Below are 25176 nucleotides of genomic sequence, written 5' to 3'. Positions count from 1 at the left end.
GTTTTTATCAGGAGAAAGGCTCATTTATTTAGAAAATCTTATCGTTTTTTGAATAAATAAGCTTTTTTTTACTTGGGAGACTTCAATGTCTTATGTTATTCCTTTTGAAAACCTTCGCATGAGCGATGTTGAGATTGTTGGTGGTAAAAACGCCTCTTTAGGTGAAATGATTAGCCAATTATCGACAGCAGGAGTTCGCGTACCAGGCGGTTTTGCGACAACAGCTCAAGCTTTCCGAGACTTCTTAAAAGACGCTGGTTTAGATAAGCGTATCGCAGAGCGTTTAACTACACTTAATCCAGAAGATGTGCGTGCCTTAGCTCAAGCAGGTCAAGAAATCCGTCAATGGATTATTGATGCTCCATTTTCAACTGAGTTTGAGAAACAAATCCGTGATGAATTTGCTAAGTTGGATACTGATGGCAAAGGAACATTTGCGGTGCGTTCATCAGCAACAGCTGAGGACTTGCCTGATGCTTCTTTCGCGGGTCAGCAAGAGACATTCTTGAATGTTGCAGGTATTGATGATGTATTAGATAAAATCCGTCACGTATTTGCGTCGCTTTACAATGATCGTGCGATTTCTTATCGTGTCCATAAGGGTTATGCTCATGCAGATGTGGCATTGTCTGCGGGTATCCAACGCATGGTACGCTCTGACAAGGGTAGCGCAGGTGTGATGTTCACTATCGATACTGAATCTGGTTTCCCTGATGTTGTCTTTATTACGTCGTCTTATGGTTTAGGTGAGACCGTCGTTCAAGGTGCGGTTAATCCGGACGAATTCTATGTATTTAAACCGGCATTAGCAAATAATAAATACCCAATTATCAGCCGTCGTATCGGTTCAAAACTTATCAAGATGGAGTTTAACGAAGACCGTAAACCTGGTGAAAATGCGGTTAAAACAGTAGATGTACCTGTGACGGATCGTAATCGTTTCTCTTTAACTGACGAAGAGGTGACTGAATTAGCACGTTATGCCGTTATTATTGAAAAACACTATCAGCGTCCTATGGATGTGGAGTGGGGTCGTGACGGTATTGATGGCAAACTCTATATTCTACAAGCACGCCCAGAAACGGTTAAATCACAAGAGTCTGGTCATGATGTTCAATTACGCTACAAACTAAAAGCGACTGGGACTGTATTGACAACGGGTCGTGCAATTGGTCAAAAAATTGGTTCGGGTAAAGTGCGTATCATCCATGATATTGCCCATATGGATCAAGTTCAAACGGGTGATATTCTCGTGACGGATATGACAGACCCTAACTGGGAACCTGTAATGAAACGTGCTGCAGCGATTGTGACGAACCGAGGTGGTCGCACATGTCACGCTGCGATTATTGCGCGTGAGTTAGGTATTCCTGCGGTAGTAGGTACTGGTAATGGTACAGAGGTGTTACGCGAAAACGCTGAGGTGACGGTATCATGTGCAGAGGGCGACGAAGGTCGTATCTATGACGGTTTCTTAGAAACTGAGATCGAAGAAGTTCGCCGTGGTGAAATGCCTCAAATCCCTGTTAAAGTGATGATGAACGTAGGTAACCCACAATTGGCCTTTGACTTCTCTCAAATTCCTAATAGTGGCGTTGGTCTTGCACGTTTAGAGTTCATCATTAATAACAATATTAATGTTCACCCTAAAGCGGTATTAGACTATCCAAATGTAGCGAGTGATTTGAAAAAAGCAGTTGAATCTGCTGCGCGTGGTTATGCAAGCCCACGTGCTTTCTTCGTTGAGAAACTTGCTGAAGGTGTAGCAACGATTGCGGCCGCTTTCTATCCCAAACCCGTTATCGTTCGTATGTCTGACTTTAAGTCAAACGAATACCGTAAATTGGTGGGTGGTTCACGTTATGAGCCGGAAGAAGAGAACCCAATGCTAGGCTTCCGTGGTGCTTCTCGTTATATCTCAGAAGACTTTGCAGAATGTTTCCGTATGGAATGTGAGGCATTACGTTTTGTTCGCGAAGAAATGGGTCTCACCAATGTTGAAATCATGATTCCATTTGTGCGTACATTAAAGCAAGCACAACGCGTAGTAGACTTATTAGCTGAAAATGGTCTAAAACGTGGTGAAAATGGTTTACGCCTTATCATGATGTGTGAAGTACCTAGTAATGCTATCTTAGCAGAGCAGTTCTTAGAGTACTTTGACGGTTTCTCTATCGGTTCTAACGATATGACGCAGTTAAGTTTAGGTCTGGACCGTGACTCTGGTATGGAGTTATTAGCGGCCGATTTTGATGAGCGTGATCCAGCTGTATTATTTATGCTTGAGCGCGCTATCTCTGCATGCTTGAAAGCAGGTAAATATGTTGGTATTTGTGGTCAAGGTCCATCAGATCACCCAGATTTAGCACAGTGGTTAAAAGACAAAGGTATCTTATCTATGTCCTTAAACCCAGATACGGTGGTAGATACATGGCAAAAATTAGCTGATTAATGCAGCTAAGTTGGAGGGAAGAGCCCTAGTGATTTGTATTGTTAGGGCTATCCTTTCATTTTCTAAGTGATATATTGACTACGCTGGCTTTTTGAGTCCAGCGTTTTCTATCAGACGGAGTTTGAAATGAGCTTAATTATCGATGATATTAAAGTAGGTGAAGGTGCTGAAGCAAAAAGCGGCAATTATGTCACAGTACACTATACGGGATGGTTATTAGATGGTCCAAAATTTGATTCAAGCAAAGATCGTAATGAGCCGTTTGCTTTCCCTTTAGGGGCTGGGCATGTCATTAAAGGCTGGGATCAAGGTGTTGTTGGTATGAAAGTAGGTGGTGTCCGTAAATTAACAATCCCTGCAGAGTTAGGCTATGGCTCTCGTGGTGCTGGTGGTGTGATTCCACCTAATGCGACTTTAGTTTTTGAAGTCGAGTTACTCAATGTAGAATAATAATATACAAAGAAGGGCTATTAAGGCCCTTCAGTTTTATTGGCTCTTTATCATCATCACACCCTGTCTTAGAGCCGGAAGATGTCAAAGAGTATAGTTATAATAAAGGAGCGATAGATAATGTGGATATGGTTTGTCTTAGCAGGAATTTGTCTGACCTTAGAGTTATTGGTAGGCTCTTTTTATCTATTATTCTTAGCGGTAGGACTGGTGATGGGAGGGGTGGTTGCTTGGTTTGACCTTTCTGTCTATTGGTCAATTTTTGCTTTTATTGTGACTTCACTTTCTTGTGTTTTTGTTTTTCGTTTATTTGGGATTAGTAAACAAGGCAAAACACGTACTGCGACTAGTGATGCCAATGTTAATCTTGATATTGGTTCAGAGGTTTATGTCGCCGAATGGTCTAATCGTCATACTTATGTCAATTATCGTGGGGCAAGTTGGCAGGCTATCTTGGCAGACAATGCCTATACGGAAAAAGCAGGAACCCATATTATTGTGGATATTAAAGGGGTGATTCTGGTTTTGACACCTAAATAAAGCCCTAATCATTTAGAAAACTAAAGTTCTAGAAAAAACGACTTGATTTAATTTTAACCGAGTGAGGGGTTCATAATGGAAATAGAAATGTTCTGGCTAGTGGTGGTAGTATTGGCGATAGCGGTTATCATAAAGTCTGTTGCCATTGTACCGCAACAACATGCTTGGGTAGTCGAGCGATTGGGTAAGTATGACCGTACGCTAGCACCCGGACCGCGGTTTGTTATTCCTTTTATTGAAAAAATTGCTTATAAGCACGTACTCAAAGAGATTCCTTTAGATGTCCCGAGTCAGGTGTGTATCACTCGAGATAATACGCAATTACAAGTCGATGGCGTGTTGTATTTCCAAGTCACCGATCCAATGCGTGCTTCTTATGGTTCATCTAACTTTATCAGTGCGATTACTCAATTAGCACAGACGACCTTGCGTTCGGTGATTGGTCGCTTGGAGTTAGATCGTACTTTTGAAGAACGTGAATTTATCAATAGTAGTATTGTATCGTCATTAGACGAAGCTGCATTAAATTGGGGTGTAAAAGTACTTCGTTATGAGATTAAAGACCTGACACCCCCTGCAGAAATTCTCCGTGCGATGCAAGCACAAATTACGGCTGAGCGTGAAAAACGTGCCCTAATTGCAGCATCCGAGGGACGTCGTCAGGAGCAGATTAATATTGCGACAGGTGAGCGTGAAGCCGCAATTGCTCGCTCTGAAGGTGAAAAACAAGCCCAAATCAATAAAGCAGAAGGTGAGGCAGCAGCGACAGTTGCACTCGCAAATGCGACAGCCGAAGCTATTAGTAAAGTGGCTAATGCCCTACAACAACCCGGTGGTATGGAAGCGATTAATTTGCAAGTGGCCGAACGTTATGTAGATGCATTTGCTGGTGTTGCCAAAGAGGGGAATACCTTGATTCTTCCTGCAAATCTCTCGGATATGGGTGGGATGATTGCTTCTGCGATGACGGTGATTAAGCAACAGAAATAAAAAGTAGTTCGATTTAGCCGTGCTTTGTCATTAAATCTGGACTTTTTATACGTAGAAAGCGAGTGACTGTTTATCTTTTTAATGGGAGACGCCTTTGCTGTTAAAAACAGAAGACTGTATTTTTGTCATGATTGATATGCAGACGAAACTTATCCCTGCGATTGACGGTGCGGATTACGTCATGCAAGCCGCTTATGCTTTATTGAAAACAGCAAATGCATTATCTATTCCTGTAATAACGACGGAACATTATCCTGAAAAAATCGGTAGTACAGCTCATCAGCTTATACCTTATCAAGGGGAGATGATTAGCAAAACTACCTTTAGTGCGATGCGAGAACCTGCTTTTCTAAAAGCATTACAGAAAATTAGCGAAGCAGGATATAGACGAAAGCTTTTATTTTTTGGTTGTGAGGCACATGTTTGTGTTTTACAAAGTGTATTAGAAGCACAGATACTAGGGGATTATCAGTGCTACTTAGTGGTAGATGCTTGTGGATCACGCAAAGCCACAGATAAATCTGTTGCTTTAGCACGAGCAGAAAAAGCGGGCGTATCGTTATTAACGACAGAAATGGTTTTATTTGAATGCTTGGAAAGCGGTGAGCATCCACATTTTAAAGAAGTGATGCGGTTAATAAAAAATTTAAAGTCATAAAAAGGAAAAGAATATGTCTGAAGTGAGTTCTATCCTAGAATGGACATTAGCGGAGGAATGCCCAATTCCTCATGATGTGAGTGAGTTGCTCGTAGAGGGCGAGCATGCAGTTGCTGCATATAAAACCTTAAGAGATAGTACGGTATTTACTAACAAGCGTTTAATTGCTAATTGTGTATTAGGTAAGTAATGCTGTGCGAGCTATTTGTCTCCACGGGGATGTGATAAGTGCTGGAAAATAGTATTTGAGCAGGTATAATAGCACTCTAACAACAATTATTAGAAAACCGTATTATGAGTATTGTAGAAAACAGAAAAGCCCGTCATGATTATTTTATTGAAGACCGCTTTGAAGCGGGTCTTGTCTTAGAGGGTTGGGAAGTAAAATCCATCCGTGCTGGTAAGGTACAACTGGGCGAGAGCTATGTGATTGTGCGTGATGCTGAATTATATCTACTCAATATGCACGTGAGTCCTTTAGCGACAGCATCAACACATATTCACCCCAATGCCACACGTACCCGTAAATTATTGATGCACCGTCAAGAGATCAATAGACTCATCGGTAAAGTAGATATACGTGGTTATACTTTGGTGCCGCTTAACTTACACTATAAAAATGGCAAAATTAAATTAGAGTTTGGTCTAGGCAAGGGTAAAAAACTCCATGATAAACGTGATAGCGCTAAAGATCGTGATTGGCAACGAGAAAAAGAGCGCATCATGAAAAATAATCGTCTATAACTCAGATTAGGTAAGAAGTATGCAGACGGTCAAACGATCAGTATTAGTTCCTTATTCCTCGGCGCAGATGTTTGATTTGGTGGCGGCTGTGGATAAGTATCCCGAGTTTATGCCATGGTGTGGCGGCGCACAGATTTTAGAGCAAGATGATACGGGTATGGTAGCGTCTGTGACGATTAGTTTTGCTAAGTTAACGCAGAAATTTACGACAAAAAATACTCACGACTATCCTCATAAAATTCATTTACAGTTGGTAGACGGTCCTTTTTCTGCTTTACAAGGAACATGGGAGTTTATTCCTTTAGATGATACAGCCTGTAAAGTCGTTTTTTCATTGGATTATGACTTTAGCAGTAAAGCTTTATCATTATTAGTGGGTCCGATTTTTAATAAAATAGCCAATAGTTTTATTGACTCTTTTACAGAACGCGCGCAAACGATGTATGGATAATAAATATATGGCAATGATTACCATTCAATTTATCTATGCTCATACTTCAACAGAGTTGTGGGAACAATCTGTACGATTAAAAGAGGGTAGTACACTAGCAGATGCCTTTGAGCTTTGTGGACTTACTCAACAATATCCTTCGATTGATGTAGAGACACTAGGCTTTTCAGTATTTGGGCGTAAGGTCGCAAAAAATTATGTATTGATGGATGCTGACCGTATCGAGCTATGCCGTCATCTGACCTTTGATCCTATGGTGTCGCGTAAACGTCGTGCAGCACACCGTAATGCAGGTATTTTAAAGCGTAAGCATCTTAAACCTGATCGTGCCCGTAAAATTGATGTGGATGTGCATGAAGGGTAGTTTTTAGCTAGGATAAATACATCGGATGAAATTGATGATTTGGTTGTCAGTAATAATGGTGATACAGATAAGGTTTTAAAAACAATCGTTCTCATTATTAAGCATTTTTTAGAAAATAATCCTAAAGCTATTATCTTTTTTAAAGGAAATACAAAATCTCGAACACGCTTATATAGAATGAGATTAAGAAAATACTATCCTGAAATTTCTCAATATGTTGAAGTATTCGGTATAGTAAATGATGAGTTGTTTAAGTTAGATGAGAGCGTGAATTTAGATTTTGATTCATTTTTAATTAAATATAGGAAAGAATCATGAAAAATCTAAACGAAAAAGAAGTAACGACTGTTAATTCTGAAGAAAATAATTTTGGTATACCTGAGTTTGCTAAGAAAAAGCATGAAGATGCTAGACAAACACTTATTCGTGCAAAACTCATTCCTGAAGATGTTCCCGCACTTTATCCAGAATATACTCAAGAGGTTGCTGAAGAGTACAAAAAAGACAAAGAGCGTAATCGTCGCTTAGGTATTGTCTAGGTAATTTACTGGATAGACAGATAACTGAACTTGTTGTATAACCTTTCTAATGAAAAAAGGAGACACAATGAGTTCAGTTGTTTTATTTGATACGATAGCGACAGATAATGGATTTAACATCGGCGTCGCCACTTTAAATCAGCCTCAAGTACTAAATGGTTTCTCATATGAGATGGCTACGCTATTACAGCAACAAATGACCCAGTGGGAGCAAGACCAGTCAGTAGTAGCGGTGATTTTGACTGGGGCTGGTGATAAGGCATTTTGTGCTGGTGGTGATTTACATGCCTTATACAAATCCATGCTAGAAAATAAAGAGGGGAACGCATGGGACAATCATCATGCACGAGAGTTTTTTGAGCATGAATACCGCTTAGACTACCATATTCATACCTATACTAAACCGGTGATTTGCTACGGTGACGGTATTGTCATGGGCGGTGGTATGGGCTTGATGATTGGAGCAAGTCACCGTGTTGTGACAGAGACGACGCGTATGGCGATGCCTGAAATCAGTATTGGGCTATTTCCTGATGTAGGGGGGAGTTGGATTCTTAACCGTTTACCCGGCAAAACAGGTAAGTTTTTGGCAGCGACTGGTGCGCAAATCGGTGGCTTAGATGCGATGTTCTTAGGCCTAGGCGATTACCTCATTGATCGAGCTAACTGGGGGACTGTTCTCACTGCACTCAAAAAGGCGAATTGGTCTGCCCCACAGCATCGCCAGCACAATGATGAAGTTATTGCCGCGGTATTGTCTTCTTACCCCGCACAATCTGTCAGCGGTGCAGGTCCTGTAGAGACACATTATGCACAGATTAATGCTTTATCGCGACATACGGATATTGTACAGCAATACCAAGTATATGCTGAGCTTGCCAATCACAGCGATGAGTGGTTAGTACGTGCAGCTAAAACCATGCTTAAAGGCGCTCCTTTATCCTTTGTCTTGGCCATGGATTTATTAGAAAAAACTAAACATGCGTCTTTGGCAGATGTATTCCGTTTAGAGTACAACGCGGCTGTGCATAGTGCTAAATTAGGTCAATTCCAAGAAGGTATCCGTGCTTTATTAATCGATAAGGATAAGAATCCTCAGTGGTCACCGACGAGCGTGGCAGAGGTAACTCGAGAGCAAATCGAGTATTTTTATGAGGATCCTATGCCAGCTAATCAGCCGCATCCTTTAGCGGATTTAGTATAGCCAGTGACAGCGGAGCTTACTCTGGCTTATCTAATGAATAAGGCACGTTTTGCGTTTGTAACGCAATGTCTGGTACATTGGCCAAGTAGATGTTTGCTCCGTCTTCGACGCTACGCAATTGTACTTCAATTAGCAAATAAGTCTTATTATTTAAAGAAACGGCATTGACAACTTGCCCAATTGGATTATCTCCCTCAAGGACATCACTTGCCAGTAAGTTTTGAATATCCTCTACGGCATAGTCAAGGATAGCAATAAGCGTTCGGCGTTTTAAATTACCAAGATAGTGGCTACGTGCAATCACCTCTTGCCCGGGGTAGCAACCTTTTTTAAAGTTAATCGCACCAATGGCATCTTGGTTAATACTTTGAGCTACAAATACTTCTCGTGTGCGTTCACCAATCCAAGGAATAGCCGCCAAAATGTCTTGTTGCTGCCATACCTTGCTATCACTTAATCTAAAACTATCTGTAACAATCGTATTCTCAGCAAGATTAATACTTAAAACACGAGTCATATTATCTGCACTTGGACAATGTATTAAATACTGATTGTCTACGGCAGCGACGATAAATTGCGGTTTATTATCCGTAGTCGTTGTGGTTTGCCAGAGGGGAGTAAAATCTTCAAAATGTGCTTGAAGTGCTTGAGTGTCTGCACTCCATATTCCCATGATAGAGGGATTAAGTTGAGTGATTTTGACTTTTGACCGCAAGATAAACATACTTAAGCGTTTTTGCAGAAAAGCAGCATTATCGGCTGTCACCAATGCATAATAAGTCGTTTTGATATGGGTGTCTTGCCAGAGTAATAAGGTAGCAAAGACACGTCCTTTGGGGTTTGAGTAACTTGCTAATAACGCTTTATCACCTTGAACAGCATTAATATCTTGACTTAATTGACCTTGTAAAAAATTTGCACTGTCTTCGTTTTCGATTTTTAATACAGCAAATTCAGAAAGAGGGGCATAATGGATAGACATACAAAACCTATATCTTAAAAAATTTGGATTGTAATATAGTACGTGAGTTTTCTGAAAAATAGAATATAAACCATACTAAAGACTGATAAAATAGAACCTTATTTTGTTAAGAAAGACGACTTTATGCTAAAAAAAATCTTCCTTTTTTTATTGCTTCTTGTCCTAGCAGTAGGTGCTTTTGCTGGCTATGAATTTTGGCGGTGGCAGAGTTCGCCTGTTGTGATGACGACTGATAAAGTAGATGTTCGTATTCCAAGAGGAAGTTCTGTGAAGGATGTGGTGGATATTTTAGAAAAGAATGGTGTTAAAACCAATCCTTTGATTTTTACTTTGTATGCACGTTATACAGGGCAAGCCTCTCAACTAAAAGCAGGAGCTTATGAGGTTAAAAAAGGTCAGACTGGTATGGATATCCTTTCTATGATCGCTAACGGAGAGGTGAGTCGTCGCTCCATTTTATTTGTAGAGGGGTGGACATACAAACAGATACGACAGGCTGTCGCCAAACATCCAGATATTCAACAAACGCTATCAGAGCAAGACGAAAGTGCTTTGATGAAAATGCTTGGTGTGCCGAGTGAATATTCCTCATTAGAAGGTTTGTTATTTCCAGATACCTATGTTTTTGCACCGGGCGATCGTGATATTGATATTTTACGCCAAGCCTATGAGGCAGGAACTAAGCGACTCATGGCGCACTGGAATTCCCGTTCAGAAGGACTGCCACTAAAATCACCTTATGAGGCATTAATCCTTGCGTCGATTGTTGAAAAAGAAACAGGGCATGGTGAAGATAGAGCACGCGTGGCAGGGGTATTTGTAAATCGTTTAAAAATTAAAATGCCCCTACAAACAGACCCAACCGTGATTTATGGAATGGGGGATAAATATCAAGGTAAAATTCGCAAAGTGGATTTGCAGACAGACACCCCTTGGAATACCTATACACGTAATGGTTTACCACCCACTCCAATTGCTAGTCCGGGAGAGTTGGCATTAAAAGCGACCTTACATCCTGAGGAGCATAAATTCTTATACTTTGTGGCTCGAGGTGATGGTACGAGTGAGTTTGCGGAGAATTTAACCCAGCACAATCGTAATGTGCAACAGTATATTTTAAAGAAAGGACAACCATAATGGCAGGCTTATTTATCACACTAGAGGGAGTAGACGGTGCGGGTAAAAGCTCGCATACGGATTGGTTAGTCAATTTCTTTAAAGAAAAAGGCAAAGAGGTTGTGCTCACACGTGAGCCAGGTGGGACAGTATTAGGAGAAAAGCTGCGTGACTTACTTCTTCAAGAGACGATGAGTCAAACTACCGAAGTCTTACTGATGTTTGCAGCACGTCAAGAAAGCGTGGAGCAGATTATCAAACCTGCCTTAAGTACCGACAAAGTAGTGATTAGTGATCGTTTTACAGACTCCACGATGGCGTATCAAGGAGGTGGACGAGCCTATCCTATTGAGCGTATCCAGCAATTAGCCGAGTGGGTTCATGGCGATATTCAACCTCAGCTGACGTTATTATTTGATGTACCTTTGGAAGTCGCTCGTGCACGCTTATCGGCGACACGCGTGATGGATCGCTTTGAAAAAGAGCAAGAAAACTTTTTTTTAGCCGTCCGAGCAATGTATTTAAACTTAGCTAAACATTATCCAGAGCGTTTTGTTGTGATTGATTCTACACAATCCATCGAGAGTATTCGTACGTATTTACAAACTGTTTTAACAGAAAGATTAGCGGTATGAGTTCTGCAAAATTTTATCCATGGCAAATTGATATGGCAAAGCAATGGCTCTCCAATAAAGAGCGTTTTGCACATGCTTGGCTGATTCATGGGCAAGAAGGCATTGGTAAATTGAATTTTTGCCTAGCCGCAGCTAAGGCTTTGCTATGTGAAAATCCACAACAAGGTTTGGCATGTGGTCATTGTCAATCTTGCCATTGGATGGCTTTAGGAAATCATTTGGATTATCGCTTGGTATTACCCGATGCCTTAAAAGAGTCTTTGGGTTTAAGTACAGAGGAAAACTCAACGACAGATAGCGAGGAAAGTAAGCTTTCCAATGAAATTCGCATCGAACAAATTCGTCAGCTTGAGGAGTTTATGACGGTGAGTACTTTACGAGGGGGATATCGGGTGATTGTATTGGGGCCTGCAGAGAGTCTTAATGCGGCATCTTCCAATGCGATTCTTAAAATTTTGGAAGAGCCTGCTAAAAATACTGTTTTTTTAATTTTTACGCATGCGATTCAAAAAGTATTACCTACGATTTTATCGCGTTGCCGCCGTCTACCTCTACCCATACCAGACGAAGCGTTAAGTCTTTCATGGCTAAAAGAACAGGGTGTTAATGACGCAGCACTTTGGTTAGCGGCTAGTTCAGGAGCGCCTTTAAAGGCTTTACAACAAAGTGAATCACCCTTTGAGCCTTTGTCTTATTGGTTAAAAGAGTTTGTGCATGCACTCGCGCAGCAGCAATTACCGGATATGGATGATTTTGTCGCTCGTCTTGAAAAATTACCTCATCGTGACTGGATTAATAGTCTACAATGCGTTATGACGGATTTATCTTTGATACAGCATCAGTTAGAGCCACGGTTTTATGCGGCGATAAAAGAAGATTTACAACATATTGCACGTAGGGCCAATCCAGCTAAGATTGCGCAATTAATTCCTTATTTAGTAGGGCAACAACGTCTAGCGACACATCCTTTAAACCCTAAATTATTTATTCATTCCACCCTGCAGCGTATTATGCTGACTTGTATTAAATAGCTCAAAATTATGTTTGTTGATTCACATTGTCATCTGGATTTTCCAGAACTAAAACAAGACTTGCCTCATATTTTGGCGAATATGCGTCAAAATCAAGTTGAGCATGCCTTATGTGTTAGCGTCAATATGCCTGATTGGCAAGGTATTATGGCGATGGTAGAGCCTCATCCAGAGTTGAGTGCCTCGGTAGGTGTTCATCCCGATTACGAAGATACGCCTGAGACCAGCGTGGAGGAGCTTGTTCGTCTGGCTCAACATCCAAAAGTAGTCGCTATTGGCGAAACAGGGCTTGATTATTACCGACTATCAGAACCGTTAGAATGGCAAAGGGCACGTTTTCGCACACATATTCAAGCTGCTGTTGCAGCACAGCTTCCTTTAATTATTCATACGCGTAATGCCAGTGAGGATACCATTCGCTTAATGAAAGAAGAGGGGGCACAACATTGTGGTGGGGTGATGCATTGCTTTACAGAAACCAAAGAGGTGGCTGCTCAAGCATTAGATCTAGGGTTTTATATTTCTCTCTCTGGTATTGTGACATTTAAAAGTGCACAGCAAGTCCAAGAAGTCGCTGCCTATGTGCCACTTGATCGCTTATTGATTGAAACAGATTCACCGTATTTAGCGCCAGTACCGTATCGTGGCAAACGCAATGATCCCTCTAAGGTGATTCATGTTGCTGAAAAAATTGCGGAGTTACGTGGTATTACCTTAGCAGAGGTGGCTCAAGCAAGTACGGAGAATTTTTACCGTTTATTTCATAAGGTTAAACCAACACCGATTGAACCGGTGTAGCGTGCTGAAATAGTCTTCACAATTCTTAACGGCACCGCTTAGGAATATCACGTAAACTATCAGCGTTTCCACTTTTGGGCAAAAACTCAAAAGTTTTTAAAAAGGATTATGCATGAAGAAACTAAGGGCAGGGATGGCTGCATTAACATTCGTATTATCATCACAAATTGCTTATGCGAATAGCTGGTGGAATGATGTCAAAAATGATCGAGTCAATTCTATAACAGCAGCGATTGAACAAGGACAGGACCCCAACATTCTTAACGAAGATGGACATCCTGCGATTATCTATGCCGTACGTGAAGATTCAAAACGTGCTTATATGGCCTTGGCTAAAAATCCTAAAACCGATGTGAATTTAGCTAATCGTTTTGATGAAACGCCTCTTATGTATGCGGCTATTATTGGTGATGTTGATTTTGCGAAAGCCTTAATTCAGCGTGGAGCACAGGTCAATCGACTCGGTTGGGCTCCTTTGCACTATGCGGCCTCTCGCGGACAAGCCAAAATGGTGAAACTCCTGTTAGAGCATGGTGCTTTTCCCAATGCGCCTGCAGCTGACGGTAGCTCTCCATTATTACTCGCCGTAACCTCACGCAAAGCCGATGTGGTGAAACTCTTATTAGCAGCGGGTGCTGATCCTAAAGCAATCAATCAGCAGCGTAAGAATGCCTTAGATGTGGCAAGAGAAATGAAGCTTTCGTCTATTGTGTCTTTATTGGAAGGAAAATAATGCGTCAAACTGTTTTGGTAGGAGCATCACTATTAAGTTTAGCTTTTCTGCCCAATGCACAAGCGGCTGATCAAGCGTTTTGTGATAGTCCTTGGCTCGTAGAGGGCAAGCAAATCGAAGGGGAAATTAGCCAAAATACGGCAGCTTTTAGTATCAATGTCCTATCTGTCAAGCGTCAGGATGCACAGAACTGTACAGCTCAATTAAATATCCGTCTGAATACTTTTGCTAAGTTAATTATTCCTGCTGCAGGTGGTCAATTTACCTTGAATGTACGTAATAATAATGCCCAGCTTAATGGTCAATTAAGTACAGGACAGAATGCGGCACCTTTTGCAACATCATCCGTCGCCGTTGCTTTAAAAGGATTATTATTCAAACCCGTACAAAAAGTTATTGCAGGACAATCTGTACCAGCACGTCAATATAGTGCAAACGCCAATGCGGATATGTTTATTGCGCAAGGTTTACCTAAAATGGGAGAGGCGAGCATCAATAATGCGAGTTTCTCAGCGGGAGCCGCTCAAGTCGGTGCCGCGAAAAACTTAAATACGGCACTTGGTCCTATGCCTTGTTTACCTATTCAATATCAAGCAAAAGTCTCGAGCGGTACAGTCTATGAGTCATTAAGTGGACGCACCAAAGCACCTGAAGCAAAAACTTTGGGGGTAACCGAATGGTATTGTCCTGAGCAAGGATTGAGTATGCAAACGGATTTTCGTTATCAAAACTCAAGCTATACAATGCGTATTACGAGTATTCGATAACTTGTATAATCTTATCTTGTAGCTTAGATGGCGATGTTGTCGGGGCGAAGCGGTCAACCACTTCGCCTTTTTGATTAATGAGAAACTTTGTGAAATTCCATTTTATACTACCGCCGAGCAAGCCTTTTTTCTCTTGTTTTAACCAATGATACAAAGGGTGTTCATTTGCACCATTGACATCAATTTTTGCCATTAAGGGGAAAGTGACACCATAGTTCAATTCACAAAAAGAACGAATTTCTTCGGCAGTTCCAGGTTCCTGTTGTCCAAATTGATTGCAAGGAAAGGCTAGTATCGTAAAGTTTTTATCCTTAAATTGCTGATAAAGTTGTTCAAGCTCTTTGTATTGAGGAGTAAAACCACATTTAGAGGCAACATTCACAATAAGCACAACTTTTTCTTGTAAATCATAAAAATGTAAAGTTTCCCCATTATTTTGCTGTGCGGAAAAAGTATAGAAAATACTCATTTTTTGCCTCTTTTTGCGGTTAATGTACATCCCATTGACGCACTGACAATGCAGATAATGGCGATAATTTGCTGAATGCTTAGAAATTCATGTAACACAATGGCGCCAGCAATAGCCCCGAAAGCAGGCTCCAGACTAAGTAATACACCAAAAGTTTTGCGGTCAAGTGAACGTAAAGAAATCATTTCTAAAGAATAGGGTAAGGCACTGGATAAAATACCCACTACTAAGCCCACCCAAAACAACTCGACTCGCCATAAACCCTCAACACCGATACTTGCTATGGCAAAAGGCATAACTGTCAATGCCGCCATGGTAATACCCAATGTACTGGCTTGTCCTGGATGAATATTGCTCATCTTCTGACCGGCAATAATGTAGATTGCCCAGAATATAGCGGCGGCAACACAGTACATCAAACCGATAGGATCTAAAGAAGTAGCGCTAGTCGATTCATTAGGAATGAGAAAGAGTAAGCCAATAATTACTAAAGCAATCCAGAGAAAATCAATCTTTTTGCGCGAAGCGAAGAGTGCCAGTCCTAAAGGTCCACAAAACTCAATAGCAATGGCAATGCCTAAAGGAATAGTACGCAAAGCCATATAAAAGAGGAAATTCAGCATACCTAAAGAGACCCCATAAAAAATAATAGGGAAAATATAGGCTCGCGTAAATTTAAAACGCCATGGGCGCCAAATAATCCATAATAAGATAGCAGAGAATATCAATCGATAGAAAGTCGTCCCTTGTGCGCCAATCTCACTAAAAAGACTTTTGGCAAATGATGTTCCCATGCAAAGAGAAATCATTGAGGCAATTAATGCGATGACGCCAAAAGAAAAAGGATACGACTTATGATGATTCATAATGCAAGCGTTAATTAGACTCCATGCGCTCTTGGCGTAAAGTATATGAACGCATTAATAACATGGCAGATACAGGCGATGTAATAAAGAGAAAGAGTACGATAATTACTTCATGCAAGAATACTCGATCATTGATATGCCAAGACATCATCATTGAGGCAGCAAGAATAAATAAAGCGCCTAAGGTATTCCCCAAGGTTGTCGCATGGATACGCCCTGTAAAATCATTAAAACGCAACAAGCCTAAGGAACCAATTAAGGTTACTATACCACCTAATACTAATAAAGTGGCGATGATAAGACTTGGGATGAAGGGGATATTGGTCATGGCTCAATTACCTCACCGCGTAATAAGAATTTTGCTAAAGCTGCAGTACCTACAAATCCAAACAACGCAATTAATAAGGCTATATCGTAGTACCAAGAAGTACGAAATAAAATGCCTAAGGTCACAATGAGTAACATACAATTGACATACATGGCATCAAGTGCCCATGCGCGGTCTTGAGGACTAGGACCTTTAAACATACGGATGGTGCAAATTAAAGAACCTAGTGCAAAACAAGCAATAGCAAATTGTGCTGCAAGGGAAATATAGTTCACAGTCATTATTCAAAAATTTCCAATAAAAGCTTTTCATAACGGTTCTTAATAATATCGAACCACTCGGCTTCTTCTTTTAAATCCAGTACATGTAAGCGTAAAATATAGTCTTTTTCAGTTAAACCTGACCATACTGTACCAGGGGTATAAGTAATGATACACGCTAAAAAGGCTAAAGCATGAGGGTCACGTACCTCAAGAGGGATGTAGACATAACCTGAGGTAAAGTCTTTGCGACGCCATTGTAAAATAAGCTTAGCGACTGCTAAATTAGATTTAATAATATCGATAGTAAAACGATACGCTAAAACCAGCATTAGCCATACCCTACGAGGATAGGCTAAATCAGGGCGCATACGCAAGGACAGTAAAACAAGCACAAAGCTCGCTATGAATCCTAACAAAAACTGTCCTAAGCTAATGGAATTGGCTAATAATAACCAAATCAGCGTGAGTAGAGCAGTCATTGGAATCCAAAAGAACATACTTATCATGGCTTAATGTCCTTCAAATGGGCTAGGTACGGCACGCTGTTGCAAAACGGCCTCGATATACTGATTAGGCTCATCGAGAGATTGTGCCGTGTAATTCATATAAGTCATCACATCGCTGACAAAAATAGTGATGTACAAGCATGCGCATAATAAAATGGCAATAGGTAAGGCTTCTCGTAAGGTTAATTTAGGTGTATTTAATGTCCCAGAACCCCAAAACACACGGATACCTGTACGACCTAAAACAATGACGGTAGCCATACCAGATGCCAGCATAAAGCCTACTAAAATCCATGCATTATAGGTGGGAGAACTTAAGTCCATTTGCGTAAGGGTAATGGCTTGTGATAAGAGTGCAAATTTGGCCAGAAAGCCTGAGAATGGAGGGAGACCCGCTACAATTAACACACAAGTAAAGAAAGCTAAACCTAAAAATGCCATAGATGCGGGAATAGGTACACCGACGACTTCACCAGCGTAGTCTGATGACTTGTCTTGGTCAAGACCAAAGGCTTCTAAGGAAACGGAAAGTACACTAACTTGTACGGCTTCTGTGCGGCGGATAATCTCGACGAGTAAGAAAGCAACTGCTAATGCCACCACAGAACTAACGAGGTAGTAAAGTGATGGGCCTGTTAAAGCGACTCCTGGCATACCAAGCGCTGTTAATAATGTCCCTGAGGAGATAACGATACAAAAAGAGACCATACGTCCTAGATTTTTCTCTGCTAAGAGCCCCATTGTGCCGTAGAAAAGCGTACCTAAGCCAATATAGAACATCCATTCACCACCAAAGCCAGCAGGAGCTCCTGTAGGTAAAAGTAAAGAACCTACACGTAAAAGGGCATAAATACCGACTTTAGTCATAATGGAAAACATCGCGGCAACAGGGGAAACAGCAGAAGCATAGGCATTGGTTAGCCAGAAACTAAGTGGCCATGCCGCTGCTTTAATTAGAAAAGCTGTCGCTAAGAAAGCACATGCAGTTTCAAATAAAATACGCTCATTGGCGGCTAAAATACCCGCTTTCATACCGATGTCCGCTAAATTAAGCGATCCGGTCACAGAGTAAATCATGGAAATGCCAATCAGCATTAAAAAACCACCCATGAGATTTACGACGATATAATGAAAACCAGAGCTGACACGATTTACACCAGAACCATGTAGAAGTAAACCATAAGAAGCAGCAAGAAAAATCTCAAAAAATACAAAAAGATTAAATAAGTCACCTGTTAAAAAAGCGCCATTTAATCCCATCATGATAAATTGGAAGAGGGGGTGAAAGTGAACCCCTGCGCGATCCCATAAGGAGGTGGAGTAGATAAGGCACATGAGACCTAATCCCGCTGAAAGCGCTAACATCAATGCGGATAAACGATCAGCAACCAAGGTAATGCCAAAAGGGGCATCCCAGTTGCCAAGCAAATAAACCCCAATATTGTGGGTCCACTCCACTGAGGCTAATTGACCCGTCACACCTAACATTAATAAGACAGCAATGGCTAATTGTGCAATTGCTGATAGTAGACCTAATGTTTTATTGAGCTGACGACGTTTTTCCTTAAGAAATACCATCATCGTTCCAGCAAACATAGGAATGAGAATACTAAAGACGGGTAGATTTTCCCAAAACATAGTCATTATTGCCCCTCACCATCCACGTGATCAGAACCGGTGAGTCCACGTTTTGCCATTACAACAACTAAAATAAGAGCAGTCATTGCAAAACCAATGACAATGGCTGTTAGCACAAGTGATTGTGGTACAGGATCTGCATAAAGAACAGTATTAACAGGTGCATTTTTATTAATGATAGGAGGTGCTCCTACAAATAAACGACCTGTACCAAAAATAAATAAATTGACAGCATAGGATAATAAGGTAATGCCGATAATAATCTGGAAGGTACGAGGGCGTAAAATTAACCAAACACCAGAACCGGCTAGAATGCCAATCGCTAAGGCGTAAACGATTTCCATTATTTAGCTCCTTTTGATTGACGCTGTGAACGAAGAGATTGGTGTGCCAGTGCCACTAACATATAGGTTGATGAACCTACAACGAGAGCAAAAACACCTAAGTCAAATAACATCACACTGGATAAATGAATATCTCCGATAAGTGGTAAGTGAATATCTCCAGCTAGGGCAGAAAGGAATGGCAAACCATAAAATAAAGGCAGAATACCCGCAGAAAGTGCCATAAATAAGCCTGCAGCTAACCAATTTTGTGGCTTAATGCGTGAGCGCAACTCTACCCAATGAATACCGCTAATCATGTATTGGACAATGATTCCAATCGCAAAGATGACACCCGCAATAAATCCTCCCCCTGGTAGGTTATGTCCACGCATAAAGAAGAAGATAGCAATTAAGCTAATCATCGGCATTAACAAACGCACTAAAACATTAGGTACTAATAAAGTACCCCGAGGCAAGGCCTCATTTTCTTTGATTTTTGCCAAATCAGGCGCTACAGTTTTATCTCTTTTTTCTAGCGCATAAAGACTTTCTTCTGGTGGTCGGAAACGGCGTAATAAGGCATAAACTGTCAAAGCGACAATACCCAAGACAGTGATTTCACCATAAGTATCAAAAGCACGAAAATCAACCAGAATGACATTGACCACATTCGTACCACCACCTTTGGGGAGAGCATTTTCGGTAAAGAAATTACCAATACTTGAGATAGTATTACGTGTAGTAATTACATAAGTCAAAATGGTCATACCTAGACCGACAGCAACCGCTAAAATAGCATCTCGGATATGACGTAAATGTTTGACAGTTTCCTCAGCACCGGAAACACTTGTGGCACCGTCATTATTGCGACGAGGTAGCCAACGTAAACCTAAAAGCAGTAGTACGACAGTAACGACTTCAATGACTAATTGAGTCAACGCCAAATCAGGGGCGGATAACCAAGCAAAGGTGACTGTTGTGGCAATACCTGCACCACCTGCAAACACTACGGCACGAAAACGATTATATTTTGCTTGATGTGCAGCACCAATGGCACAAGCTGCACCCACAACCCATAAAATGGCAAAAGAAAGACTAAATTTAGTTCGAGGCCACATCAACCAATCGGTATAGCGAAGAAGAGGGATAAGTGCCACAATAAAGGTAACAAGCACAATACAGAACATTTGTACTTGAACACGATGAGAGGAAATGTATTCGTTGACTGTCGCCGCAAAACTATCTAAGCGATTAATTAAATTGTCAAAAACTTCGCGACCTTCAATATGGAATCCCAATGTATGACCTGCATGGCTCTGCCAATAAGGGCGTAATACAAAATAAACAACAATACCACCTATCAATGCCATCGCACTCATAATAAGAGGGATATTGATACCATGAAATACCGCTAAATCAATGCTAGGATGATTGGCACCAAGAATGGAAGTGGTCGCCAGTGTTAGTGTCGGTTCAATAACAATTCCAGGCAGAACACCAATAAGAATACATAAGCATACTAAGACGGTACTAGGGAAAAGCATCCATTTAGGTGGTTCATGTGGTGTACGAGGTAAATTGTTAGCTTCTTTCCCAAAAAACACCTTAAGAATAAAACGTAAAGAATACGTCACGCTAAAGGTACTTGCAACGACAGCTAATACAGGCAAAATATAGCGACGAGTATCATCTAAGAATAAGGTTTCTGAGAAGAACATTTCTTTAGAAATAAAGCCATTAAGCAATGGAACACCTGCCATTGCAGCAGCTGCTACTGTAGCTAAGGTGGCAGTAAGAGGCATAGAACGACGTAGTCCAGACAACACAGACATATCACGAGTCCCTGTCTCATGGTCTACAATCCCTGTCGCCATAAAAAGAGAGGCTTTAAAGGTCGCATGATTAATCATATGAAATACAGCAGCAATCAGTGCCAACTGACTATTCATACCAAGTAAAAGCGTAATTAAACCAAGGTGACTAATCGTTGAGTAGGCAAGTACGCCTTTCATATCATTTTGGAAAGTCGCAACATAAGCACCTACGGTTAGGGATAAAAGACCAGCTAAGCCAATAATCCAGAACCATTGGTCAGTCATAGCTAATACAGGCCAAAATCTAGCTAATAAAAATACACCTGCCTTAACAAGTGTGGCTGAATGTAAGTAGGCTGATACAGGCGTAGGGGCAGCCATCGCATTGGGCAACCAAAAGTGGAAAGGAAATTGCGCACTTTTGGTTAAAGCACCGAGAGCAAATAAAACGAGAATAAGCGTATAGTGCTCATCATGACGAATTAAGTCACCCGACGCGAGAATAACGCTTAGCTCATAAGACCCAACCACTTGCCCGATAAGTAACATCGCTGCTAACAGACAAAAACCACCACCCGCCGTAATAGTCAAGGCAATACGCGCCCCTCGACGAGCATCGGGACGATGATGCCAATAAGCAATCAGCATAAAAGAGGAGAGTGACGTTAACTCCCAGAAGATGACTAATTGAATAACATTGCCTGACAATACTACGCCAAGCATAGACCCCATAAAAGCGAGGAAAAAGGCAAAAAAACGAGGGACTGGGTCAGCAGGATCCATATAGTAGCGTGCATAAATAACGACTAGTACACCCATTAATGAAACTAGTAACGCAAACAACCATGCAAATCCATCTAAACGAAAGACAATATTTAAATCGAGAAAGGGGAGCCATTCGATATGTTGCTCAATGACTTGGCCAGCAAAAATAGCTGGGGCATACCACGCAACGATGACAACACAGCTAAAAGCAATAAGGCCTGATAGCAGCGCTTCCCGATTACGAGCATCTTGGGGGAGTAATCCTGCAAGAATACTACCAAAAAAAGGCAAAAGGATAAGCAAAGATAAGGTCATGTATGGATAGCCGCCAAATTCACAATAAAAATAAGATTTTTTGTCATTTTAGCAGAAATTATACACAACTACCCTAATTTTAGTGGTGATTTTAAAAAAGTTTGATTTTGCTAGGTGTTTTTTGATGTGTTGCGCAATACAATATTCAAAATCACTTAAAAATCAACTAAAACATCATAAAATCTGCTAAAAACTAGCAATTACTCCTTGGTAAAGAATTTGCCCAGTGATGCTTTCGCTAGTTTGTGAGGTAGGCTCTAGACTAATTAATAGTAAATCACCTGTTTTTAGTGTTGAATTAGCGGCTAAAACCGTATTGTCACTACTATTAATGATACCCAATGAACGAGTAAAACCTTGGGCATCACGGTGCCATAATTGTAATTTTAATTGATCCCCTAAATTTTGACGAATAATAGGAATAATCGTCAGTTTATTGTCTTGCTTAACAATAAAGCCCACTTGATTAGTTTGAGTAGAGGAGTTCAGTGTGGCGGTCGCTTTAATTGGATTTTCTAAAGGACGAATCACCAATAATGCAGCGATAACGCCAAGTAAGACCAGACTGGTCATACGCCAAAAATTACGACTAATCCAACACTTTCTCAATGTTAGTAATAATTTATCAAAAAAGCCAGTTGCACTACTTTGATCATGAGAGAGTTGCAACTCATCTTCTAATTCTTGGTTATCGGTATGATTATCTTTATCACTAGCTACGGTGACTTGTTTAACACGCACCCATAATGGTTCAGGCGTCTTTTCGAGGATGAGCTGTGAGGTGAAGTTTAAAAACTCTTCTTCCCAGACTAGACTCATGTTTTCAGCAACAGGGTCTTCAGACAGGAGTGTATTCGCTTTTTGCTGTTCAGTATCTGTGAGACTACCTAAAACAAATTCACCAATAAAAATGGTATGGTCATGTTTAAATGCCAAAGGCTCTCGTTTTTGTGCGATATGGCGCAAACCTAATAAAATATTTTCTTTTAGGCGACCTAAAGGCATTTCTAATAAGGTGGCAGTATCTGCTAGACTTTCTGCACTAAAGTACGTGGTAATGAGTACTTTTTGAGTTTCTTCAGGTAACTCCTCAAAGACTTGATAAAAAGAGCCTTGTTCCATAAAACTGTGCACACCAGCATGTAAATTCGTGCAAACATCACCAAGAACAGGATTTTCTTTTTTGTTTTCTTTGAGTGCAAGATAGTTTTTGCGCAGCGTATTGTTCAGATGATAACGGAAAATTGCATAAATCCAACCGCGTGGATGATTAAATGATTCATCATAATATTTAGCGTTATTCCAGATAATGCCAAAGGTTTCGACGACAGTATCTTCAGCGAATTTGTAGTGCTGCAATACCTTAAATGCAAAAGCAAGCATATACGATGCCTCTTGCTCATATAAGCTTTGTAAGGATTTTTTGCTACCTTTAGCGATGGCTTGTAGCTCTTTTGCATAATTAAAGGTTTTTTTTTCTTGACTCATACTGATTTTATTAGCAAAGTTATTTTGTGAAATTTTATACTAAAAATAAATGAATAAATGGAAAGTAGTGAAGAGTGATGATAAGTTCTTATATGCAACAATTTAGTCTAGTAGGTAAGACTGCTTTTATTTCAGCTTCTAGCCAAGGACTTGGTTTGGAAATGGCTTTAGCATTAGCCAAAAGTGGAGCAAAGGTTTATATCAATGGACGACAACAAGAAAAATTAGATAAGCTTATTGCCTCATTCCCAGCACTAGATTTGCATCACTTTTGTGGTGATATGTCTGATAAAGATGATATCAATCATCTCATGGATTTTTTTGAACAAACGCATCAAACTTGCGATATCCTGATTAATAATCTTGGTTTGCGTTTACGTCAATCGTGGGCGGATACAGCGTTTTCAGAGATGCAATATTTATTAGAGAGTAATTTGCTTGCCCCTATGTATTTATCACAACGTATGGCAAAGCAGATGAAAGCGGGGGGACGCATTATTTCTATGAGCTCAGTAGCAGGTAATATTGCTCGTAAGGGCGATGCTATCTATCCCATTACTAAATTAGGTATTGTAGCAATGACGCGTTCTTTAGCTGTTGAATATGCCAGTCAAGAAATTACAGTAAATGCCATTGCTCCCGGAGCATTTGCAACAGAGTCTAATCACGCGCTAGCCGCGGACCCCATTAAAGGTGGACATATGAGTAGCCGTATTCCTATGCAGCGTTGGGGAAAACCAGAGGAAATAGGTGGAGTGGCTGTCTTTTTGGCAAGTACTTTGAGTAGTTACATCACAGGGCAGGTATTGACTGTTGATGGTGGGTTATCCGTTTTGTTTTGATAAAGTGGCACACTAGATAGATTACCTAAATAATACCCCTTGTTGTCCGTACTCAGTGTAGTGTACTGTTATTTAACAAGGGGTATTTAATATTTACAGATTTATTGTGCTTGTTTGAGGTTTAGACTCTCAATAATAGGCTGCCAAACTTCCTTTTCTTTTTGCATAAATGCTTTAAATTCTTCTGGTGTACCAGGAATTGGATCCATATAAAGTGCACGTAACTTCTCTTGAACCTCAGGTAAGCTTAAAGCATCGTATAACGCTTTTTGTAGTTTAGCTTGAATAGCAGGATCCACTTGGCTAGAAATCACAAAACCATTCCAAGCTTGACTTGAAATATTTGCAACGCCTGTTTCTGTAATCGTTGGTAAATTAGGTAAAGCAGCGCTGCGTTTTTCACCTGCTTGAGCTAATACGCGCAATTTACCTTCTTCACCTAACTTTATCACAGCACCAGGGGCTAATGTCGCAAAATGTGTATCGCCCGCTAGAACAGAAGCGACAGCATCAGGTGAGCCTTTATAATGCGAAGCAACGGCATCAGTACCTGTGGCTTTTAATAAGAGCTCACTGGTAAGATGCGAACCAGAGCCAACACCCACAGAAGCAAAGTTAAATTTATTAGGATTTGCTTTTAATGCATCAACCAGTTCTTTTAAATTGGCTGCATTTGTGCTGTTAGAGGTAACAATAATATTAGGCTGTGTGGCGGCTAGTGTCAGAGGGGCAAGATCTTTTTCTGGGTCATAGCCTAGATTATCAACAATAAATTGATTGTATACGAGAGGGCCATTAATACTCAGTCCAAAGGTATAACCATCAGGTTTTGCTTTAGCAATTGCTGCTGTCGCAATATTACCCCCTGCACCAGGCTTATTCTCAACCACGATCGTTTTACCAAGTGTTTTACTTGCATGTTCTGCCACCAAACGAGAAACAATATCTGGATTAGAGCCAGGGCCAAAAGGAACGAGTAGCGTTAATTCGTGTTCAGGCCATTTATCTACTGCCGTTTGCGCTGAAGCTATGCTCCCTAATAGGCTTAAGCTCAATAATAATGCTTTTAAAGGATTACATTTTTTCATAAGATTACCTTTTT

30 protein-coding genes are annotated in these 25176 nt (G+C 40.7%); 19 read left to right on the top strand and 11 right to left on the bottom strand.

Annotated elements, in window-relative coordinates:
- The first annotated feature begins 85 nt into the window (after window positions 1-85).
- From ppsA to HKX39_RS04525, 12 genes are all read left to right on the top strand, one after another.
- On the top strand, window positions 86-2452 hold the full coding sequence (gene ppsA / locus HKX39_RS04580) for a phosphoenolpyruvate synthase (RefSeq protein WP_171680128.1): 2367 nt from the start codon (window positions 86-88) through the stop codon (window positions 2450-2452).
- 126 nt (window positions 2453-2578) lie between these two features.
- Window positions 2579-2902, top strand: coding sequence for an FKBP-type peptidyl-prolyl cis-trans isomerase (locus tag HKX39_RS04575; RefSeq protein ID WP_171680127.1), 324 nt, complete (start codon window positions 2579-2581; stop codon window positions 2900-2902).
- A gap of 120 nt (window positions 2903-3022) precedes the next feature.
- Window positions 3023-3442: an NfeD family protein gene (locus HKX39_RS04570; protein WP_246226035.1), complete on the top strand. Its 420-nt coding sequence runs from the start codon at window positions 3023-3025 to the stop codon at window positions 3440-3442.
- A 75-nt stretch (window positions 3443-3517) separates the two neighbouring features.
- Window positions 3518-4432, top strand: coding sequence for an SPFH domain-containing protein (locus HKX39_RS04565; RefSeq protein WP_171680126.1), 915 nt, complete (start codon window positions 3518-3520; stop codon window positions 4430-4432).
- 94 nt (window positions 4433-4526) lie between these two features.
- The gene (locus HKX39_RS04560) at window positions 4527-5090 is read left to right on the top strand and encodes an isochorismatase family protein (protein ID WP_171680125.1); all 564 of its coding nucleotides are present in this window, start codon (window positions 4527-4529) and stop codon (window positions 5088-5090) included.
- A gap of 13 nt (window positions 5091-5103) precedes the next feature.
- Window positions 5104-5280, top strand: coding sequence for a PH domain-containing protein (locus HKX39_RS04555; protein ID WP_171680124.1), 177 nt, complete (start codon window positions 5104-5106; stop codon window positions 5278-5280).
- Window positions 5281-5384: 104 nt separating this feature from the next.
- Window positions 5385-5834, top strand: coding sequence for an SsrA-binding protein SmpB (smpB, locus tag HKX39_RS04550; protein ID WP_171680123.1), 450 nt, complete (start codon window positions 5385-5387; stop codon window positions 5832-5834).
- A 19-nt stretch (window positions 5835-5853) separates the two neighbouring features.
- The gene (locus HKX39_RS04545) at window positions 5854-6285 is read left to right on the top strand and encodes a type II toxin-antitoxin system RatA family toxin (protein ID WP_171680122.1); all 432 of its coding nucleotides are present in this window, start codon (window positions 5854-5856) and stop codon (window positions 6283-6285) included.
- Complete coding sequence (locus HKX39_RS04540; protein WP_246226033.1) at window positions 6278-6649, top strand: RnfH family protein; 372 nt, start codon at window positions 6278-6280, stop codon at window positions 6647-6649. The genes HKX39_RS04545 and HKX39_RS04540 overlap by 8 nt, the downstream gene beginning before the upstream one ends.
- Window positions 6650-6661: 12 nt before the next feature.
- Window positions 6662-6967 carry a DUF6934 family protein gene (locus tag HKX39_RS04535; RefSeq protein ID WP_425500266.1) on the top strand — a complete coding sequence of 102 codons (306 nt, stop codon included), beginning with the start codon at window positions 6662-6664 and terminating at the stop codon, window positions 6965-6967.
- On the top strand, window positions 6964-7188 hold the full coding sequence (locus HKX39_RS04530; protein WP_171680120.1) for a hypothetical protein: 225 nt from the start codon (window positions 6964-6966) through the stop codon (window positions 7186-7188). The genes HKX39_RS04535 and HKX39_RS04530 overlap by 4 nt, the downstream gene beginning before the upstream one ends.
- 67 nt (window positions 7189-7255) lie before the next feature.
- Complete coding sequence (locus tag HKX39_RS04525; protein WP_171680119.1) at window positions 7256-8392, top strand: enoyl-CoA hydratase/isomerase family protein; 1137 nt, start codon at window positions 7256-7258, stop codon at window positions 8390-8392.
- 16 nt (window positions 8393-8408) lie between these two features.
- On the opposite strand, the gene ygfZ is transcribed toward HKX39_RS04525, so the two are convergent.
- On the bottom strand, window positions 8409-9374 hold the full coding sequence (gene ygfZ, locus HKX39_RS04520) for a CAF17-like 4Fe-4S cluster assembly/insertion protein YgfZ (protein ID WP_171680118.1): 966 nt from the start codon (window positions 9372-9374) through the stop codon (window positions 8409-8411).
- 123 nt (window positions 9375-9497) lie between these two features.
- On the opposite strand from ygfZ, the gene mltG reads away from it, so the two are divergent.
- The 6 genes from mltG to HKX39_RS04490 all read left to right on the top strand — a co-directional run bounded on the left by mltG (window position 9498) and on the right by HKX39_RS04490 (window position 14454).
- Entirely contained in the window at window positions 9498-10511 is a 1014-nt protein-coding gene (gene mltG / locus HKX39_RS04515; RefSeq protein ID WP_171680117.1) for an endolytic transglycosylase MltG, read from the top strand.
- A complete protein-coding gene (gene tmk, locus HKX39_RS04510; RefSeq protein WP_171680116.1) occupies window positions 10511-11125 on the top strand; it encodes a dTMP kinase in 615 nt (204 codons plus the stop codon). Before mltG ends, tmk begins: the two co-directional genes overlap by 1 nt.
- Window positions 11122-12156: a DNA polymerase III subunit delta' gene (gene holB / locus HKX39_RS04505; RefSeq protein WP_171680115.1), complete on the top strand. Its 1035-nt coding sequence runs from the start codon at window positions 11122-11124 to the stop codon at window positions 12154-12156. The genes tmk and holB overlap by 4 nt, the downstream gene beginning before the upstream one ends.
- A 9-nt stretch (window positions 12157-12165) precedes the next feature.
- Window positions 12166-12954, top strand: coding sequence for a TatD family hydrolase (locus HKX39_RS04500; RefSeq protein ID WP_171680114.1), 789 nt, complete (start codon window positions 12166-12168; stop codon window positions 12952-12954).
- Between the two features lie 112 nt (window positions 12955-13066).
- Window positions 13067-13687 carry an ankyrin repeat domain-containing protein gene (locus HKX39_RS04495; RefSeq protein WP_171680113.1) on the top strand — a complete coding sequence of 207 codons (621 nt, stop codon included), beginning with the start codon at window positions 13067-13069 and terminating at the stop codon, window positions 13685-13687.
- Window positions 13687-14454: a hypothetical protein gene (locus tag HKX39_RS04490; protein ID WP_171680112.1), complete on the top strand. Its 768-nt coding sequence runs from the start codon at window positions 13687-13689 to the stop codon at window positions 14452-14454. The genes HKX39_RS04495 and HKX39_RS04490 overlap by 1 nt, the downstream gene beginning before the upstream one ends.
- On the opposite strand, the gene HKX39_RS04485 is transcribed toward HKX39_RS04490, so the two are convergent.
- From HKX39_RS04485 to HKX39_RS04445, 9 genes are all read right to left on the bottom strand, one after another.
- Complete coding sequence (locus tag HKX39_RS04485) at window positions 14438-14923, bottom strand: glutathione peroxidase (RefSeq protein WP_171680111.1); 486 nt, start codon at window positions 14921-14923, stop codon at window positions 14438-14440. The two genes, HKX39_RS04490 and HKX39_RS04485, sit on opposite strands and share 17 nt — an antisense overlap.
- Entirely contained in the window at window positions 14920-15789 is an 870-nt protein-coding gene (locus tag HKX39_RS04480; protein ID WP_171680110.1) for an EamA family transporter, read from the bottom strand. The genes HKX39_RS04485 and HKX39_RS04480 overlap by 4 nt, the downstream gene beginning before the upstream one ends.
- A gap of 10 nt (window positions 15790-15799) precedes the next feature.
- Entirely contained in the window at window positions 15800-16117 is a 318-nt protein-coding gene (gene mnhG, locus HKX39_RS04475) for a monovalent cation/H(+) antiporter subunit G (protein ID WP_171680109.1), read from the bottom strand.
- On the bottom strand, window positions 16114-16398 hold the full coding sequence (locus HKX39_RS04470) for a K+/H+ antiporter subunit F (RefSeq protein ID WP_171680108.1): 285 nt from the start codon (window positions 16396-16398) through the stop codon (window positions 16114-16116). The genes mnhG and HKX39_RS04470 overlap by 4 nt, the downstream gene beginning before the upstream one ends.
- Window positions 16398-16859: a Na+/H+ antiporter subunit E gene (locus tag HKX39_RS04465; RefSeq protein WP_246226031.1), complete on the bottom strand. Its 462-nt coding sequence runs from the start codon at window positions 16857-16859 to the stop codon at window positions 16398-16400. The genes HKX39_RS04470 and HKX39_RS04465 overlap by 1 nt, the downstream gene beginning before the upstream one ends.
- Window positions 16860-16889: 30 nt before the next feature.
- The gene (locus tag HKX39_RS04460) at window positions 16890-18530 is read right to left on the bottom strand and encodes a monovalent cation/H+ antiporter subunit D (RefSeq protein ID WP_171680107.1); all 1641 of its coding nucleotides are present in this window, start codon (window positions 18528-18530) and stop codon (window positions 16890-16892) included.
- Window positions 18530-18868 (bottom strand): Na+/H+ antiporter subunit C, encoded by a 339-nt coding sequence (locus tag HKX39_RS04455; RefSeq protein ID WP_171680106.1) that lies wholly within the window; start codon window positions 18866-18868, stop codon window positions 18530-18532. The genes HKX39_RS04460 and HKX39_RS04455 overlap by 1 nt, the downstream gene beginning before the upstream one ends.
- Window positions 18868-21744, bottom strand: a complete 2877-nt coding sequence (locus tag HKX39_RS04450; protein WP_171680105.1) for a monovalent cation/H+ antiporter subunit A — start codon at window positions 21742-21744, stop codon at window positions 18868-18870. The genes HKX39_RS04455 and HKX39_RS04450 overlap by 1 nt, the downstream gene beginning before the upstream one ends.
- 186 nt (window positions 21745-21930) lie before the next feature.
- Window positions 21931-23232 carry a sigma factor gene (locus tag HKX39_RS04445; RefSeq protein ID WP_171680104.1) on the bottom strand — a complete coding sequence of 434 codons (1302 nt, stop codon included), beginning with the start codon at window positions 23230-23232 and terminating at the stop codon, window positions 21931-21933.
- A 77-nt stretch (window positions 23233-23309) separates the two neighbouring features.
- Here HKX39_RS04445 and HKX39_RS04440 point away from each other — a divergent pair, with 77 nt between their 5' ends.
- Window positions 23310-24074: an SDR family oxidoreductase gene (locus tag HKX39_RS04440; RefSeq protein ID WP_171680285.1), complete on the top strand. Its 765-nt coding sequence runs from the start codon at window positions 23310-23312 to the stop codon at window positions 24072-24074.
- A gap of 101 nt (window positions 24075-24175) precedes the next feature.
- On the opposite strand, the gene HKX39_RS04435 is transcribed toward HKX39_RS04440, so the two are convergent.
- Window positions 24176-25162, bottom strand: coding sequence for a Bug family tripartite tricarboxylate transporter substrate binding protein (locus HKX39_RS04435; RefSeq protein ID WP_171680103.1), 987 nt, complete (start codon window positions 25160-25162; stop codon window positions 24176-24178).
- Between the last annotated feature and the right edge of the window lie 14 nt (window positions 25163-25176).

Source organism: Pelistega suis (genome assembly GCF_013133795.1).
Classification (GTDB): Bacteria; Pseudomonadota; Gammaproteobacteria; order Burkholderiales; family Burkholderiaceae_B; genus Taylorella; species Taylorella suis.
Note: the sequence above shows the minus strand (reverse complement) of the source record. Positions and strands in the feature narration are given on the sequence as shown.